This window comes from Streptococcus sp. FSL W8-0197 (genome assembly GCF_037963785.1).
GTDB lineage: Bacteria > Bacillota > Bacilli > Lactobacillales > Streptococcaceae > Streptococcus > Streptococcus oralis_CQ.
The window spans coordinates 1839581-1856636 of sequence record NZ_CP150168.1 but is presented as its reverse complement, the minus strand read 5'-3'; the positions used below and the strand labels follow the sequence as shown (position 1 = coordinate 1856636).

21 protein-coding genes are annotated in these 17056 nt (G+C 40.2%); all 21 read left to right on the top strand.

Going from position 1 to position 17056, the window contains the following annotated elements:
• The 21 genes from secY to NYE79_RS08955 all read left to right on the top strand — a co-directional run bounded on the left by secY (position 1) and on the right by NYE79_RS08955 (position 17007).
• Positions 1–1311 (top strand): preprotein translocase subunit SecY, encoded by a 1311-nt coding sequence (secY, locus tag NYE79_RS09055; protein ID WP_000465385.1) that lies wholly within the window; start codon positions 1–3, stop codon positions 1309–1311.
• A 145-nt stretch (positions 1312–1456) separates the two neighbouring features.
• Entirely contained in the window at positions 1457–2095 is a 639-nt protein-coding gene (locus NYE79_RS09050; RefSeq protein WP_001050433.1) for an adenylate kinase, read from the top strand.
• A gap of 116 nt (positions 2096–2211) precedes the next feature.
• Positions 2212–2430 (top strand): translation initiation factor IF-1, encoded by a 219-nt coding sequence (infA, locus tag NYE79_RS09045; protein ID WP_001029883.1) that lies wholly within the window; start codon positions 2212–2214, stop codon positions 2428–2430.
• Between the two features lie 24 nt (positions 2431–2454).
• Positions 2455–2571 (top strand): 50S ribosomal protein L36, encoded by a 117-nt coding sequence (rpmJ, locus tag NYE79_RS09040; protein ID WP_001808836.1) that lies wholly within the window; start codon positions 2455–2457, stop codon positions 2569–2571.
• A 17-nt stretch (positions 2572–2588) separates the two neighbouring features.
• Complete coding sequence (rpsM, locus tag NYE79_RS09035; RefSeq protein WP_000090781.1) at positions 2589–2954, top strand: 30S ribosomal protein S13; 366 nt, start codon at positions 2589–2591, stop codon at positions 2952–2954.
• Between the two features lie 17 nt (positions 2955–2971).
• The gene (rpsK, locus tag NYE79_RS09030; RefSeq protein WP_001118385.1) at positions 2972–3355 is read left to right on the top strand and encodes a 30S ribosomal protein S11; all 384 of its coding nucleotides are present in this window, start codon (positions 2972–2974) and stop codon (positions 3353–3355) included.
• A 42-nt stretch (positions 3356–3397) separates the two neighbouring features.
• Entirely contained in the window at positions 3398–4333 is a 936-nt protein-coding gene (locus tag NYE79_RS09025; RefSeq protein WP_000568993.1) for a DNA-directed RNA polymerase subunit alpha, read from the top strand.
• 11 nt (positions 4334–4344) lie between these two features.
• On the top strand, positions 4345–4731 hold the full coding sequence (gene rplQ / locus NYE79_RS09020; RefSeq protein WP_000331493.1) for a 50S ribosomal protein L17: 387 nt from the start codon (positions 4345–4347) through the stop codon (positions 4729–4731).
• Positions 4732–4994: 263 nt separating this feature from the next.
• Positions 4995–5261, top strand: a complete 267-nt coding sequence (locus NYE79_RS09015) for an ACT domain-containing protein (RefSeq protein WP_000644111.1) — start codon at positions 4995–4997, stop codon at positions 5259–5261.
• 9 nt (positions 5262–5270) lie between these two features.
• Positions 5271–6608: a PFL family protein gene (locus tag NYE79_RS09010; RefSeq protein ID WP_339293696.1), complete on the top strand. Its 1338-nt coding sequence runs from the start codon at positions 5271–5273 to the stop codon at positions 6606–6608.
• 236 nt (positions 6609–6844) lie between these two features.
• Positions 6845–7537 carry a histidine phosphatase family protein gene (locus tag NYE79_RS09005; RefSeq protein WP_044021462.1) on the top strand — a complete coding sequence of 231 codons (693 nt, stop codon included), beginning with the start codon at positions 6845–6847 and terminating at the stop codon, positions 7535–7537.
• A gap of 159 nt (positions 7538–7696) precedes the next feature.
• Complete coding sequence (gene leuS, locus NYE79_RS09000) at positions 7697–10198, top strand: leucine--tRNA ligase (protein ID WP_339293695.1); 2502 nt, start codon at positions 7697–7699, stop codon at positions 10196–10198.
• 177 nt (positions 10199–10375) lie between these two features.
• Positions 10376–10831 carry a MarR family transcriptional regulator gene (locus NYE79_RS08995; RefSeq protein WP_216728608.1) on the top strand — a complete coding sequence of 152 codons (456 nt, stop codon included), beginning with the start codon at positions 10376–10378 and terminating at the stop codon, positions 10829–10831.
• Between the two features lie 55 nt (positions 10832–10886).
• Positions 10887–12119, top strand: a complete 1233-nt coding sequence (locus tag NYE79_RS08990) for an acyl-CoA thioester hydrolase/BAAT C-terminal domain-containing protein (protein WP_216728607.1) — start codon at positions 10887–10889, stop codon at positions 12117–12119.
• Between the two features lie 139 nt (positions 12120–12258).
• Positions 12259–12672, top strand: coding sequence for a YjdF family protein (locus NYE79_RS08985; protein WP_216728606.1), 414 nt, complete (start codon positions 12259–12261; stop codon positions 12670–12672).
• 495 nt (positions 12673–13167) lie between these two features.
• Entirely contained in the window at positions 13168–14034 is an 867-nt protein-coding gene (locus tag NYE79_RS08980) for an ABC transporter ATP-binding protein (protein ID WP_007520786.1), read from the top strand.
• On the top strand, positions 14034–14876 hold the full coding sequence (locus NYE79_RS08975; protein WP_216728605.1) for an ABC transporter permease: 843 nt from the start codon (positions 14034–14036) through the stop codon (positions 14874–14876). The genes NYE79_RS08980 and NYE79_RS08975 overlap by 1 nt, the downstream gene beginning before the upstream one ends.
• Positions 14877–14894: 18 nt before the next feature.
• Entirely contained in the window at positions 14895–15350 is a 456-nt protein-coding gene (locus NYE79_RS08970; RefSeq protein ID WP_216728604.1) for a LytTR family DNA-binding domain-containing protein, read from the top strand.
• Positions 15351–15359: 9 nt separating this feature from the next.
• Positions 15360–15779 carry a DUF3021 domain-containing protein gene (locus NYE79_RS08965; RefSeq protein WP_000825486.1) on the top strand — a complete coding sequence of 140 codons (420 nt, stop codon included), beginning with the start codon at positions 15360–15362 and terminating at the stop codon, positions 15777–15779.
• Positions 15780–15883: 104 nt separating this feature from the next.
• Positions 15884–16579: a GNAT family protein gene (locus NYE79_RS08960; protein WP_216728603.1), complete on the top strand. Its 696-nt coding sequence runs from the start codon at positions 15884–15886 to the stop codon at positions 16577–16579.
• 11 nt (positions 16580–16590) lie between these two features.
• The gene (locus NYE79_RS08955; protein WP_125388609.1) at positions 16591–17007 is read left to right on the top strand and encodes a GNAT family N-acetyltransferase; all 417 of its coding nucleotides are present in this window, start codon (positions 16591–16593) and stop codon (positions 17005–17007) included.
• Positions 17008–17056 lie beyond the last annotated feature (49 nt).

The window sequence follows — 17056 nt, the reverse complement described above, 5'->3', positions numbered from 1 at the left end:
ATGTTTTTTAAATTACTAAAAGAAGCGCTCAAGGTTAAACAAGTTCGATCAAAAATTCTTTTTACGATTTTTATCATTCTTGTTTTCCGTATTGGGACAAGTATTACTGTTCCAGGTGTGAATGCAAAAAGTTTGGAAGCTCTTAGTGGTTTATCTTTCTTGAACATGCTTAGTCTTGTTTCAGGGAATGCCATGAAGAACTTCTCCGTTTTTGCACTCGGAGTAAGTCCGTATATCACTGCTTCCATCGTTGTTCAATTGCTACAAATGGATATTTTACCGAAGTTTGTAGAATGGGGCAAACAAGGGGAAGTAGGACGGAGAAAACTAAACCAAGCTACTCGTTATATTGCACTTGTGCTTGCATTTGTTCAATCTATCGGGATTACAGCAGGATTTAATACTCTATCTGGAGCGAAATTATTAACGACAGCTTTAACTCCACAAGTTTTTGTTACTATTGGTATTATCCTCACAGCAGGTAGTATGATTGTAACTTGGCTCGGGGAACAAATTACAGATAAGGGATACGGAAATGGTGTTTCTATGATTATCTTTGCAGGTATTGTTGCTTCAATTCCTGAGATGATTAAAGGCATTTATGTTGACTACTTCGTCAATATTCCAAGTAGCCGTTTGACTTCATCTATTATCTTTGTCGTTATTTTGATTATCGCTGTCTTGTTGATTGTTTACTTTACAACCTTTGTTCAACAGGCAGAATATAAAATTCCAATCCAATATACAAAAGTTGCTCAAGGAGCCCCATCAAGCTCATACCTTCCATTGAAGGTAAACCCAGCGGGGGTTATCCCAGTTATCTTTGCAAGTTCCATCACAGCAGCACCTGCAGCCATTCTTCAATTTTTGAGTGCTACAGGTCATGATTGGGCTTGGGTACGTACAGCACAGGAAATGTTATCTACAACATCTCCGACTGGTGTTGCTATGTATGCCTTGCTAATCATTCTCTTTACATTCTTCTATACATTTGTACAGATCAATCCAGAGAAGGCAGCAGAAAACTTGCAAAAGAGTGGAGCCTACATTCATGGTGTCCGTCCTGGTAAGGGTACTGAAGAGTTCATGTCGAAACTTCTTCGTCGCCTTGCGACTGTCGGATCAATCTTCCTTGGTGTGATTTCAATCTTGCCGATTGTGGCAAAAGATGTCTTTGGTCTTTCAGAAGCTGTTGCTTTTGGGGGAACTAGTCTTTTGATCATTATCTCAACCGGTATCGAAGGAATCAAACAACTTGAAGGTTACCTATTGAAACGTAAGTATGTTGGTTTCATGGACAAAACAGAATAAAAGCAAGATTACTTTTGCTTAGAGAGTGGAGTATGAAGGTCTATCTATCAGAGAGATTTTCGTCTCCCCTCTTCTATTTTGTTTTTAAATAGGGGTTGAAAGAGATTTCTGCTTCTATTTAAATACAAAATAAGGAGATCCTATCATGAATCTTTTGATTATGGGCTTACCTGGAGCAGGTAAGGGAACGCAAGCAGCTAAAATTGTGGAGCAATTCCACGTGGCACACATTTCAACTGGGGATATGTTCCGTGCTGCTATGGCAAATCAAACTGAAATGGGTGTACTTGCGAAGTCTTATATTGACAAAGGTGAGTTGGTTCCAGATGAAGTTACAAATGGAATCGTTAAAGAACGCCTTTCACAGGATGACATCAAGGAAACAGGTTTCTTGTTGGATGGTTACCCACGTACGATTGAACAAGCCCATGCCTTGGACAAAACATTGGCGGAACTTGGTATCGAACTAGAAGGCGTGATCAATATCGAAGTGAATCCAGATTGTCTCTTGGAACGTTTGAGTGGCCGTATCATCCACCGCGAAACAGGTGAAACCTTCCACAAAGTTTTCAACCCACCAGTTGACTATAAAGAGGAAGATTACTACCAACGTGAAGATGATAAACCTGAGACAGTGAAGCGTCGTTTGGATGTGAATATCGCCCAAGGTGAACCAATCATTGCTCACTACCGTGCCAAAGGATTGGTCCACGATATCGAAGGAAATCAAGATATCAATGATGTGTTCAAAGACATCGAAAAAGTATTGACAAATTTGAAATAAAGCGTTTTTCACACTTGCAAAAAATCGCTACAAATGTTATACTGAAATAGTCTGACTTATAATTGTTGTCTCTGTTTTCAGAGGCATCGAATCGAAATTTATGGAGGTGCTTTTGCGTGGCAAAAGACGATGTGATTGAAGTTGAAGGCAAAGTAGTCGATACAATGCCTAACGCAATGTTTACGGTTGAACTTGAAAATGGACATCAGATTTTAGCAACAGTTTCTGGTAAAATTCGTAAAAACTATATTCGTATTTTAGCGGGAGATCGTGTTACTGTCGAGATGAGTCCATATGACTTGACACGTGGACGTATCACTTACCGCTTTAAATAATCGAAAAACTTGGAGGGATAAGAAATGAAAGTAAGACCATCGGTCAAACCAATTTGCGAATACTGTAAAGTAATTCGTCGTAATGGTCGTGTTATGGTAATTTGCCCAGCAAATCCAAAACACAAACAACGTCAAGGATAAGATAGAAAGGAGAAAACATGGCTCGTATTGCTGGAGTTGACATTCCAAATGACAAACGCGTAGTAATCTCATTAACTTACGTTTATGGTATCGGACTTGCAACATCTAAGAAAATTTTGGCTGCTGCTGGAATCTCAGAAGATGTTCGTGTACGTGACCTTACATCAGATCAAGAAGATGCTATCCGTCGTGAAGTGGATGCAATCAAAGTTGAAGGTGACCTTCGTCGTGAAGTAAACTTGAACATCAAACGTTTGATGGAAATCGGTTCTTACCGTGGTATTCGTCACCGTCGTGGACTTCCTGTCCGTGGACAAAACACTAAAAACAACGCTCGCACTCGTAAAGGTAAAGCTGTTGCGATTGCTGGTAAGAAAAAATAATATAGGAGGTAAAAGTCTTGGCTAAACCAACACGTAAACGTCGTGTGAAAAAGAATATCGAATCTGGTATTGCTCATATTCACGCTACATTTAATAACACTATTGTTATGATTACTGATGTGCATGGTAATGCAATTGCTTGGTCATCAGCTGGTGCTCTTGGTTTCAAAGGTTCTCGTAAATCTACACCATTCGCTGCTCAAATGGCTTCTGAAGCTGCTGCTAAATCTGCACAAGAACACGGTCTTAAATCAGTTGAAGTTACTGTAAAAGGTCCAGGTTCTGGTCGTGAGTCAGCTATTCGTGCGCTTGCTGCCGCTGGTCTTGAAGTAACAGCAATTCGTGATGTGACTCCAGTGCCACACAATGGTGCTCGTCCTCCAAAACGTCGCCGTGTATAATCATCGCATTACACTGCTTTTCGTTTAAGAGGGAGTAACTAAATGATTGAGTTTGAAAAACCAAATATAACAAAAATTGATGAAAATAAAGATTATGGCAAGTTTGTAATCGAACCACTTGAACGTGGTTACGGTACAACTCTTGGTAACTCTCTTCGTCGTGTACTACTAGCTTCTCTACCAGGAGCAGCAGTGACATCTATCAACATTGAAGGTGTCTTGCATGAGTTCGACACAGTTCCAGGTGTTCGTGAAGACGTGATGCAAATCATTCTGAACATTAAAGGGATTGCAGTGAAATCATACGTTGAAGACGAAAAAATCATTGAACTTGACGTTGAAGGTCCCGCTGAAATTACAGCTGGAGACATTTTGACTGACAGTGATATTGAGATTGTAAATCCAGATCATTATCTCTTTACAATCGGTGAAGGTTCTTCTCTAAAAGCGACAATGACTGTTAACAGTGGTCGTGGATATGTACCTGCTGATGAAAACAAAAAAGATAATGCACCAGTTGGAACACTTGCTGTAGATTCTATTTATACACCAGTTACAAAAGTCAACTATCAAGTAGAGCCTGCTCGTGTAGGTAGCAATGATGGATTTGACAAATTAACCCTTGAAATCTTGACTAATGGAACAATTATTCCAGAAGATGCTTTAGGGCTTTCAGCACGTATCTTGACAGAACATCTTGATTTGTTTACAAATCTTACTGAGATTGCTAAGTCAACTGAAGTGATGAAAGAAGCTGATACTGAATCTGACGATCGTATTTTGGATCGTACGATTGAGGAACTGGACTTGTCTGTGCGTTCATACAACTGTTTGAAACGTGCCGGTATCAACACTGTGCATGATTTGACAGAAAAATCTGAAGCAGAGATGATGAAAGTACGAAATCTTGGACGCAAGAGTTTGGAAGAAGTGAAACTCAAACTCATTGACTTGGGTCTGGGATTAAAAGATAAATAAAGGAGGAATACATGGCTTACCGTAAACTAGGACGCACTAGCTCACAACGTAAAGCAATGCTTCGCGATTTGACAACTGACCTTTTGATCAACGAATCAATCGTGACAACTGAAGCTCGTGCTAAAGAAATCCGTAAAACTGTTGAAAAAATGATTACTCTAGGTAAACGTGGTGATTTGCATGCACGTCGTCAAGCAGCTGCTTTCGTACGTAATGAAATCGCATCTGAAAACTATGATGAAGCAACTGATAAGTACACTTCTACTACAGCACTTCAAAAATTGTTCTCAGAAATCGCACCTCGTTATGCTGAACGTAACGGTGGATACACTCGTATCCTTAAAACTGAACCACGTCGTGGTGATGCTGCGCCAATGGCGATCATCGAATTAGTATAAAATCATCAATTTTGTTGAGTGTTATGATGATGGAGTCTTGTGCTCTTAGTCTAGCTCTGGTCTACCGCTGGGACTTCGGTCCTAGCGGGAACACTCATCATCATTTGATAGGGTAGACGCTTGTTTACGAAATTGTTTTTTTCTTAAGAACAATTTCGTAAGCAGGCGTTTTTTAGTATTTTCTATGGAAATATGCTATACTAGGAAAAAAGAAAATCAAAAACGTTCAGGTTTTCTAAAAATCGTAGAAATGGGGTATAAGGATGAAGGCTATTATTACAGTGGTTGGTAAGGACAAGGCTGGGATCGTTGCAGGCGTGTCTACTAAGATTGCAGAGTTGGGTTTGAATATTGACGATATTTCTCAGACGGTGTTGGATGAATATTTTACTATGATGGCGGTCGTTTCTAGTGACGAAAAACAGGATTTCACTTATCTACGAAATGAGTTTGAAACTTTCGGTCAGACCTTGAATGTCAAAATCAATATTCAAAGTGCGGCGATTTTTGACGCTATGTATAATATCTAGGAGGTGGCTATGGATATTAGACAAGTTACAGAAACCATTGCCATGATCGAGGAGCAGAACTTCGATATCAGAACCATCACCATGGGGATTTCCCTTTTGGACTGTATTGATCCAGATATCAATCATGCTGCTGAAAAGATTTACCAAAAAATTACCACTAAAGCTGCAAATCTAGTGGCTGTAGGAGATGAAATTGCTGCAGAACTTGGGATTCCTATTGTTAATAAACGGGTATCGGTGACTCCGATTTCTTTAATTGGTGCTGCGACTGATGCGACAGACTATGTTGTTTTGGCAAAGGCTCTTGATAAGGCTGCCAAGGAGATTGGTGTTGACTTTATTGGTGGATTCTCTGCCTTGGTACAAAAAGGCTACCAAAAAGGAGATGAGATTCTCGTCAATTCTATCCCACGCGCTCTAGCTGAGACCGACAAGGTTTGTTCGTCTGTTAACATTGGCTCAACTAAGTCAGGCATCAACATGACTGCAGTTGCAGATATGGGACGTATCATCAAGGAAACAGCGAACTTATCAGATATGGGTGCGGCCAAGTTGGTCGTATTTGCTAATGCTGTTGAGGACAATCCTTTTATGGCAGGGGCCTTTCATGGTGTTGGCGAAGCAGATGTTATCATCAATGTCGGGGTTTCGGGTCCTGGTGTGGTCAAGCGTGCCTTGGAAAAGGTTCGTGGACAGAGCTTTGATGTAGTAGCGGAAACAGTCAAGAAAACGGCCTTCAAGATTACTCGTATCGGTCAGCTGGTTGGACAAATGGCGAGTGAACGCCTTGGTGTTGACTTTGGAATTGTCGATCTAAGCTTGGCGCCAACTCCTGCAGTTGGTGATTCTGTGGCACGTGTCCTTGAGGAAATGGGCCTAGAAACAGTTGGTACGCATGGGACGACGGCTGCCCTCGCTCTTTTGAATGACCAAGTTAAGAAGGGCGGAGTGATGGCTTGTAACCAAGTCGGTGGCTTGTCAGGTGCTTTTATCCCCGTTTCTGAAGATGAGGGGATGATTGCTGCGGTGCAAAATGGCTCTCTGAATTTAGAGAAACTGGAAGCCATGACGGCTATTTGTTCTGTTGGGTTGGATATGATCGCCATTCCTGAAGATACGCCTGCTGAAACCATTGCGGCTATGATTGCGGATGAGGCGGCAATTGGTGTGATTAACATGAAAACAACGGCTGTCCGTATTATTCCAAAGGGCAAAGAAGGCGATATGATTGAGTTTGGTGGTTTGCTAGGGACAGCTCCAGTGATGAAAGTCAACGGGGCTTCGTCTGTTGATTTCATCTCTCGCGGTGGGCAAATCCCAGCTCCAATTCATAGTTTTAAAAATTAATAAAAAAGCGAGAGGATTTAAGTTGAGTTTAAGGATGACTGTGTATACTATAATCATTAAATAAAGACCTCCTAACTTTATTTAATAGAAATCCTAAACTTTTTCATAATAATCTCCTAGGGAAGCTACCATGAGGGTAGCTTTTCTTTTGGATAATTTACAAATGTTGGCTTTGCTTTTGAAAGCCGAATATTTCTTTGATCCATGATATAATAGAAGAAAATGGAGGATAGAAAATGTCTAAAGTAAGATTGTATTTGGTCCGTCATGGGAAAACGATGTTTAACACCATTGGACGTGCTCAAGGATGGAGTGATACACCTCTAACCACGGAAGGTGAGTTGGGAATTCATGAACTGGGAATTGGCTTGAGAGAGTCTGGCTTGCAGTTTGACCGCGCTTATTCCAGTGATTCAGGTCGCACTATTCAAACCATGGGAATTATCCTAGAAGAACTTGGCCTGCAGGGGAAAATCCCTTACCGCATGGACAAGCGCATCAGAGAGTGGTGCTTTGGTAGTTTTGATGGAGCCTATGATGGGGACCTCTTTATGGGATTGATTCCGAGAATTTTCAATGTAGACCATGTTCATCAGTTGTCCTATGCAGAACTAGCAGAAGGTTTGGTAGAGGTTGATACAGCAGGCTGGGCTGAAGGTTGGGAAAAACTCAGTGGTCGAATCAAGGAAGGCTTTGAAGCGATTGCCAAAGAAATGGAAGAACAAGGTGGGGGCAATGCCCTCGTTGTGAGCCATGGGATGACCATTGGAACCATTGTTTACCTGATCAACGGCATGCATCCGCATGGTCTGGATAATGGCAGTGTGACCATCCTAGAATACGAGAACGGTCAGTTTAGCGTAGAAGTTGTTGGTGACCGTAGCTATCGAGAGCTCGGACGTGAGAAGATGGCAGAAATAAAAAATTGATAGAAGTTAGCTCCAAGTGGGAGCTAATTTTTTTCCTGTTAAATAAGGTGGATTTGCGACTCAGTCTTTCTTGTTATCCAAGTCTAAAAGAACATTTCTCGTCTTTCAAATTCCCTCAAAAATGGTATAATAGTAACATCATAAAATTGGAGAAATAGCATGAGTTTTTACAATCATAAAGAAATTGAGCATAAGTGGCAGGGCTACTGGGCAGAACATCATACATTTAAGACAGGAACAGATGCCTCAAAACCGAAGTTTTATGCTCTCGACATGTTCCCATATCCTTCAGGAGCTGGATTGCACGTAGGACACCCAGAAGGTTATACTGCAACCGATATCCTCAGCCGTTACAAACGTGCGCAAGGCTACAATGTCCTTCACCCAATGGGATGGGATGCTTTTGGTTTGCCAGCTGAGCAGTACGCTATGGATACGGGGAATGACCCAGCAGAATTTACAGCGGAAAATATTGCCAACTTCAAACGTCAAATCAATGCGCTTGGCTTCTCTTATGACTGGGATCGTGAAGTCAACACAACAGATCCAAACTATTACAAGTGGACTCAATGGATTTTCACTAAGCTTTACGAAAAAGGCTTGGCCTATGAAGCGGAAGTACCAGTAAACTGGGTAGAAGAATTGGGAACAGCTATCGCCAACGAAGAAGTCCTTCCTGACGGAACTTCTGAGCGTGGTGGCTATCCTGTTGTCCGCAAACCAATGCGCCAATGGATGCTTAAAATCACGGCCTATGCAGAGCGCTTGCTTAATGACTTGGATGAGTTGGATTGGCCAGAATCTATCAAGGATATGCAACGCAACTGGATTGGCAAATCAATTGGTGCCAATGTAACTTTCAAAGTGAAAGGGACTGACAAGGAATTCACCGTCTTTACAACTCGTCCTGATACTCTTTTCGGTGCGACCTTCACAGTCTTGGCTCCTGAGCATGACTTGGTTGACGCCATCACAAGTCCAGAGCAAGCTGATGCAGTTGCAGACTACAAACACCAAGCTAGTCTAAAGTCTGACTTGGCTCGTACCGACCTTGCCAAGGAAAAAACTGGTGTTTGGACGGGTGCTTATGCTATCAACCCTGTCAATGGTAAGGAAATTCCAATCTGGATCGCCGACTATGTTCTTGCGAGCTATGGAACAGGTGCCGTTATGGCTGTGCCAGCCCACGACCAACGTGACTGGGAATTTGCCAAACAATTTGACCTTCCAATCGTAGAAGTGCTAGAAGGTGGAAATGTAGCAGAAGCTGCCTATACTGAAGATGGTCTTCATGTCAATTCAGACTTCCTAGATGGACTGAACAAAGAAGAAGCGATTGCTAAAATTGTGGCTTGGTTGGAAGAGAAAGGTTGTGGACAAGAGAAGGTTACCTACCGTCTCCGCGACTGGCTCTTTAGCCGTCAACGTTACTGGGGTGAGCCAATCCCAATCATTCATTGGGAAGATGGGACTTCAACAGCTGTTCCTGAAAGTGAATTGCCACTTGTCTTGCCAGTCACCAAGGATATCCGTCCTTCAGGTACTGGGGAAAGCCCATTGGCTAACTTGACCGACTGGTTGGAAGTGACGCGTGAAGATGGTGTCAAAGGTCGTCGTGAAACCAACACCATGCCACAATGGGCTGGTTCAAGCTGGTACTACCTCCGCTATATTGACCCGCACAATACTGAGAAATTGGCTGATGAGGACCTCCTCAAACAATGGTTGCCAGTAGATATCTACGTGGGTGGTGCAGAGCATGCTGTACTTCACTTGCTCTATGCTCGTTTCTGGCACAAATTCCTCTATGACCTCGGTGTTGTTCCGACTAAGGAACCATTCCAAAAACTCTTTAACCAAGGGATGATTTTGGGAACAAGCTACCGTGACCACCGTGGAGCTCTTGTAGCGACTGATAAGGTTGAAAAACGTGACGGTTCTTTCTTCCATGTGGAAACAGGAGAAGAGTTGGAGCAAGCACCAGCCAAGATGTCTAAATCACTCAAGAACGTTGTCAATCCAGACGATGTGGTGGAACAATATGGTGCCGATACCCTTCGTGTCTATGAAATGTTCATGGGACCACTTGATGCTTCTATCGCTTGGTCAGAAGAAGGCCTGGAAGGAAGCCGTAAGTTCCTCGACCGTGTTTACCGTTTGATTACAAGTAAAGAAATTGTTGCGGAAAATAATGGTGCTCTTGACAAGGTTTATAACGAAACCGTTAAATCTGTTACTGAGCAAATCGAATCCATGAAATTCAACACAGCTATTGCCCAACTTATGGTCTTTGTCAACGCTGCTAATAAGGAAGACAAACTCTATGTGGACTACGCCAAAGGCTTTATCCAATTGATTGCCCCATTTGCACCTCATTTGGCAGAAGAACTCTGGCAAACAGTTGCTGCAACAGGTGAGTCCATCTCTTATGTAGCTTGGCCAACTTGGGACGAAAGTAAATTGGTTGAAGATGAAATCGAAATCGTCGTCCAAATCAAAGGAAAAGTTCGTTCCAAATTGATGGTTGCTAAAGACCTATCACGCGAAGAATTGCAAGAAATCGCTCTGGCTGATGAAAAAGTTAAAGCAGAAATTGACGGCAAGGAAATCGTGAAGGTGATTGCGGTACCTAACAAACTCGTTAATATCGTCGTTAAATAACGAGTTTATTATCTCTATCTGCCACCTTCAATAGTCCACTGGACTATTGAAGCCAACTAAATTGGTTAATATTGTTGTGAAATAAGATAGGAATCCTCCAGAGCTGAACTCTGGAGGATTTTTATTTGACAGGAAGTTTCTATTTTATTAATATAATTAACAAAGAAAAGAGAGATTATGGATAAAAAAGAATTTATTACATTTAATAATCGTTTCAATAGATTTATTTTAGCATTTGAACAGCTAAAAAAAAATCAACATAAAATTAGTATTGACAAATCCATTACGTTGAATGAGGTACATTTGATTGTTGTGATTGGGAAAAATCAGCCCTTAAATCTAGTGAAATTATCTGAATTATTAAAAGTTTCGAGAAGTGCAATAACTCAAAGTGTTAGGAGATTAATTCAAAAAAATTTAGTTGTTTTTGATTTTGCTCCGAATAATGGGAAAAATAAATATTTGAGATTATCTGAAAAAGGCATCGAAGTTTTTAAAATCCATAAGGAGCAACAAGCATATATTGAAGAATCGGTCTTTTCAGTTTTAAACAACTATAGCGAGGAGGAGCTTCAAATAGTTGTGAAATTGATGGATGATATTGAAAATGTATGGGGAAGATTACCGTGGTGAAAGTCACGGTAAATTTTAAATTTGGTTGTTAAGTATATTAACAAAAGGAGAAGATATGACTGTAAACATTGAACTGATTTCACAAACTGACTTAGCAGATGAATCTTTTTATATTACTATCAATGGTTTAGAACCAAGGACAAGGTATTGTGTAGAAATGTACCTGTCTGATTATTACTGTATAAATGCTCCCTTACTTTTAGATCATGATGTCATGTGGAAATCAACTGCAATTTTTTTATCTGATCAGGACGGTATGATTGACACCTCTCAAACAGCATCTATTTCGGGATCTTATAAAGGAGTTTCAGAAATGAGCTTGTTCTTTAATGCGAAACCGTTGAAGAATAGGAAAAGGAGATTACCCAGTTCTCTTGATAGAATTCCATTACGAAATTGTTTTGGTGTTGAAATTAAAATCAGGCTGGGGAAAGATGTGGTCGCGGAGCAAAGTTTTGTAAGGCGTTATATGAATCTGGGAATAAGGTATCAAGATATTTATGATAAGCATTTTCAAGGTCGATTATTTTATGATGAAAAGTTAAGAAAGGCGCCAGCCGTGATTATTGTTAGTGGTAGTGAGGGAAGAATTGAAAAAGCTCAGAACATTGCCCAACTTTTATCTTCTAGAGGCTACATTTGTCTTGCGATAGCTTATTTTGGTTTAGAGGGATTACCCCAAAACTTAGAACGAATTCCGATAGAATGTCTGGAGGAAGCGAAAGATTTTCTATGTCATCATCCTCAAGTTGATAATACAAAAATAGGAATATATGGTCGTTCTAAAGGAGCAGAGCTTGTTCTAGCTGGACAAAGTATTTTGGATGATGTGCAATGTTTGGTACTCAATTCCCCCTCAAATGTAATATTTGAGGGAATAAAGGGAAAACTCAACTCTCATTCATCTTCTTGGACATATTTGCAAAAAGAACTTCCGTATCAAAAATTTCAACTAGGAAATTATTTGTTAAACAAGTTTTTTGGAAAACATATTTCTGAAGATAGTAGGGCTCAGATTGATGTGAGTAAAATTGCCTCTCCTTTATTATTACTAGGAAGCGATGTCGATGAAATATGGGATGCGTCATCCGCGATAGATGATATTATTTCACATTATAAAGGGAAATCCATTTTGTTTAAAAAATACCATGAAACGGGGCATATGTTAACGGTTGCTTATCAACCGAATCATCGTTATCGAAAAGATTGGCGCTTATTAATGAAAGAAAGTGTAGACTCTTGGTTTGCTACGATAAATTTTTTTGATACACATTTGAAAAATTTGTAGATAGTGCTGAACCGTGCTATAATAGTCCCAACTAAGATAAAAACACAGTTCTGGTTGGTAGTCCAGACGTAGGCAAGCCTATCAGTAACCTTCCTCCTTGGTTGTCCATTCTTAGGGATAGATTTAAGGAGGTGCTGTCGTGGAAATCGTTTCAATTGGCTTGACAGTTTATTTTGAAGATGGATTTTGGCATGGATTGTTTGAACAAGAGTATGAGGGAACTTATCAAGTTTGTCGAGTGACATTTGGTCAGGAACCAAAAGAGGATGAAATTTTGAAACTTTTACAGACTCAGTTTGCTCGGTTATCTTTTAGTCCAGAGGCAACAGTCAAACAGCATGTGAAGATTAAGAATCCGAAGCGTCTGCAGCGAGCTGTAAAGAAACAGGTGAAGCAGAAAGTTTCTTCTAAGTCACAAGAGCTCTTGCAGTTGCAGTATGACGAACGAAAAAAGTATTCAAAACAACAGTCTAGTCTCCAAAAGCAATTGCTCAAGCAAGAGAAATTTGAACGCAAACAGCAAAAACGTAGAGAGAAGCACAAGGGTCACTAGTGACTCTCTCTTTCATAAAATAGAACAGCTCTTCTTGGGTAACAAGAGCTGTTTTTGCTTGTATTGAAGATTTCTTTCCTAATAGATAGACTTATCGTTAATGGCAGTTTCAAATTCAGGACCATACTTGCTTCAAATTCAATCATGTCCTATTCAGCATTTTCATTTTACTAGAAGGGAGTGCGTGCCATGATTTCTGATTCATTTTTTATTGTTTGGTTTAGCGAGAACAATACTATTGACTCTTGGATTTTTCTGCCGGATGCTATAAAACATCTCTTTTATAGCGTATGTTTAAAAATATAATGTATGGTTATAAGTGTTTTTCAACATCCTCTAGTGATTCGATGGTAGAAAAACGGTTGCAGCCTGCACCACTTTAATTTAACCCCCATTATTTTACCACTTGGCCTTTCATTTTAACTGCTTATCTCAAAAGTCGATTTTTCTTTCATTCTTTTTGTTAAACTAGTGTGGTTAAGAGGAGGAAAAAATATGATTTTACAAGCGAAACATTTGACTAAACGGTACGGCAATCATATGGCTGTCGATGATATTCAGTTAGAGTTTGAAAAAGGAAGTTTCAATGCTATTTTGGGACCCAATGGTGCAGGGAAATCAACCACTATTTCCATGTTAATCGGTTTGAAAAAGCCGACACAAGGTCAGATTCGATATGCGCCAAATACGAAAATCGGAGTTGTTTTTCAAGCTAGTGTACTGGATGAGATGTTGACGGTTAGGGAAAATCTCACGATTCGTGCTCAACAGTATAAGGAGATTGCAGCAAGTCGTGTGGATGATTTGATTCATCAACTGGGTTTGACGGCTTTCCAGAAACAACTATATGGGACTTTGTCAGGTGGACAAAAACGTCGGGTTGATATTGCGCGTGCTCTTCTTTCGCGACCAGATATTCTTTTCTTGGATGAACCAACGACAGGTCTTGATATTCAAACTCGCAAATCCATCTGGGATCTACTGTATCGACTACAAAAGGATGAAGGGATGACTATTATCTTAACGACTCATTATCTGGATGAAGCGGATGAAGCGGATCAGATCTATATCGTTGATCATGGGAAAGTGATTGCGCAAGGTTCTGCGACTGCTATTAAAAGCCAGTATGCATCTAATATCCTAAAAATTCGTTTTAAGGAAATGAAGGATCTAGAAAAATTGCGACAGACTGGAATGACAGTCGAGGAAGAAAATGAGATGGAATATCTTTTTTATCCAAGGACGTCACAGGAGGCCATTGAATATTTGGCAAAAGTTCGAGAAGAAATTGATTCTTTTGAGTTTCGTCCGGGTACTATGGATGATGCCTTTATTGCACTTACAGGAAGAGAGGTTCGCTAATGTTAGCTTTATTGAAACGGAATTTTATCTTATATTTTCGTAATCGTTCGGGAGTATTTTTCTCATTATTGGGGGCATTGATTTCCTTCCTCCTTTATATCATTTTTTTGCAGAAGAATTTGACAGATTCTTGGTCCCAACTCCCTAATAGCACGAATCTTTTAAACAGCTGGCTGATGGGTGGGACCTTGGCTGTGACTGGGATTACAACCAGTTTTACAGCTCTTACACAAATGGTACAGGATCGTGAAAATCAAGTAGATCAAGATCTTTTCTTGACAGATTTAGGTAGCTGGGGCTTACAGGCGTCCTATCTAATCAGCAGTATTGTCATTTCTTTTGTCATGCAGGTGTTTATGTTTGCTGTTATGAGCCTTTATTTTAAAGAAAGTCCAGTTATCAGTCATTTACCGGAAATCGCTTTGATTATGTTATTAAGCAGTCTGATTTCAAGTTTGGTAAATGTTCTCTTGATTTACCGTTTTCAATCTGTAGATAGCCTTGGCAAACTGGCAACTATAGTGGGGACTGCTTCTGGATTTTTAGTAGGAACTTATGTCCCTATTGGAGTATTACCTGATTTTGCACAGATTATCACGAAGTGTACCCCTGCAACTTATATTGCTTCTCTCTATCGACAAGTCTTAATGAAAGAGCCATTAGAGACCACATTTACAGGAAATAGCGGTCTGTTACAGGAATTTCAAGAAAAAATGGGAATCCAAATCAACTGGCAAGAACTATTGACAAAGGAAGAAACATACTTTATAGTGGTTATTATCAGTCTCGTCGCTATTCTTCTTTGGATGTTATTTGTTAAAGTGTTTAGCAAGAGAAAATAAAGATGTATTGGAGAGAAAATGAAGATTCGTTTTGAAATGAAGACAGAGTTTTCAGAAAAAGACCCACACATTTTAATTCAGGCGGCTCAGTTAACCGACCAAGCAAGAGAGGTCATGGAGTATTTAGAACAATTTTCAACGACTAATCATGTGGTTATTCCTATTCGAACGGATGATCATCTGGTTATGGTGAAAATTGAGGATCTTATTCTAGCAGATATCGATAAGAATTTATTGACCATTTATACGGTAGATGGGATTTATAAAACTAAGGAAACATTGACAAACTTTCAGAATCGAATTAATCGACGTAACTTTATACAGATATCGCGTCATTCAGTTATAAACATTGACCATTTAGAGTCATTATCGGATAGCTTTTCAGGGAACATGATGGCTAAAATGACTCGGGGTCTCAAATCGAGTGTGAGTCGGAAATACGTTAAGTCCTTAATGGATTATCTAGGTTTATAGGAGAAAATCATGAAGCGATTGATTGCTTATTTTGTATCAGGAATGCGTACGGCCTCCTTTGTTTATTTGAGTTTGGTGTTATTGGCTCAGTTTTATTCAGGTATTACCTATCCCGCACCAACGACAAAAAATATTCTAGCTTTGTTTTTGATGAGTGGAATTATGGGGGTATTGACTTTAATCCTTGAAAGGCTAGAGTTTCTTGCTTATAGTATGCGTGTAGGAGTTCATTTGTTAGCGACAGCTACTATTTTAGTATTGACCTACCTATTTTTTGGCTGGGGTTCGGCATTGTTGAGTCCCTTGCTTTGGTTCTTTTTCTTATTAATTTATGGACTGATATGGTTGTACCAGATCTGGCAAACTCACAAGCTCACCCAACGAATTAATCAAGCCTTAGAAGATAAAAGAAAGAAAACGAATCACTAATGTAGTGTTGAGGATGAGGTTTGAGGAGAGTGCTAGTTTCCATATAGAGCAAAATAGAGCAAATTATGATATAGTATTTTCAGAGTAAAACAAGGAGAAAAACGATGCCAGTAAATGAATATGGTCAGATGATTGGTGAGTCAATGGAAGGTTATACATCTGGTGAATTGCCTGCTATTGATTTCTTAGAAGGGCGTTATGCTCGGATAGAGGATCTTTCGGTGGAAAAGCATGCGGAGGATTTATTAGCTGTTTATGGTCCAGGTACTCCTCGGGAGATGTGGACCTACCTCTTTCAGGAACCAGTGGCAGATATGGAGGAACTGGTTAGCCTTTTAAATCAGATGTTGGCTCGTAAGGACCGTTTTTACTACGTGATTATAGACAAGGTGACTGGTAAGGCCTTGGGGACTTTTTCTCTCATGCGCATTGACCAGAATAACCGAGTAATAGAAGTGGGAGCTGTCACTTTTTCTCCAGAACTCAGGGGAACACGTATAGGGACAGAGGCTCAATATCTCCTAGCTCGCTATGTTTTTGAGGAGCTTAACTATCGTCGCTATGAGTGGAAATGCGATGCTCTTAATCTGCCATCCAGACGAGCTGCGGAGCGTTTGGGCTTTGTCTATGAAGGAACCTTCCGTCAGGCAGTCGTTTATAAGGGACGTACACGTGATACGGATTGGCTAGCTATGATTGATAAGGACTGGCCTCAAGTCAAATCCCGTTTGGAAGCATGGCTGTCTCCTGAAAACTTTTATAAAGATGGACGGCAGCACAAGAGCTTGAGAGAATTCTGAGAGGTATTGAGATGATGACTATTAGAAGGCAAGAAATCGTCAAGCTAGAGGATGTTTTGCATCTCTATCAGGCTGTTGGTTGGACAAATTATACACATCAACCTCAGATGTTGGAGAAGGCCTTATCTAACTCATTAGCAATTTATCTAGCACTTGATGGCGATGCCGTGGTGGGCTTGGTCCGTTTAGTCGGAGATGGTTTTTCATCGATTTTTGTCCAGGATTTGATCGTTTTGCCTAGCTATCAACGCCAAGGGATTGGTAGCGACTTGATGAAAGAGGCTTTAGGTGATTACAAAGATGCCTATCAAGTCCAACTAGTGACCGATCAGACAGAAAAAACCTTGGGATTCTATCGATCTCTGGGATTTGAAGCCTTATCTACTTATGACTGTACAGGAATGATTTGGGTGGATCGAAAAAGATAAAAAAATATTTTTTCTTAAGTAAAGTTTAAGTATCCTCTTGTATCATATA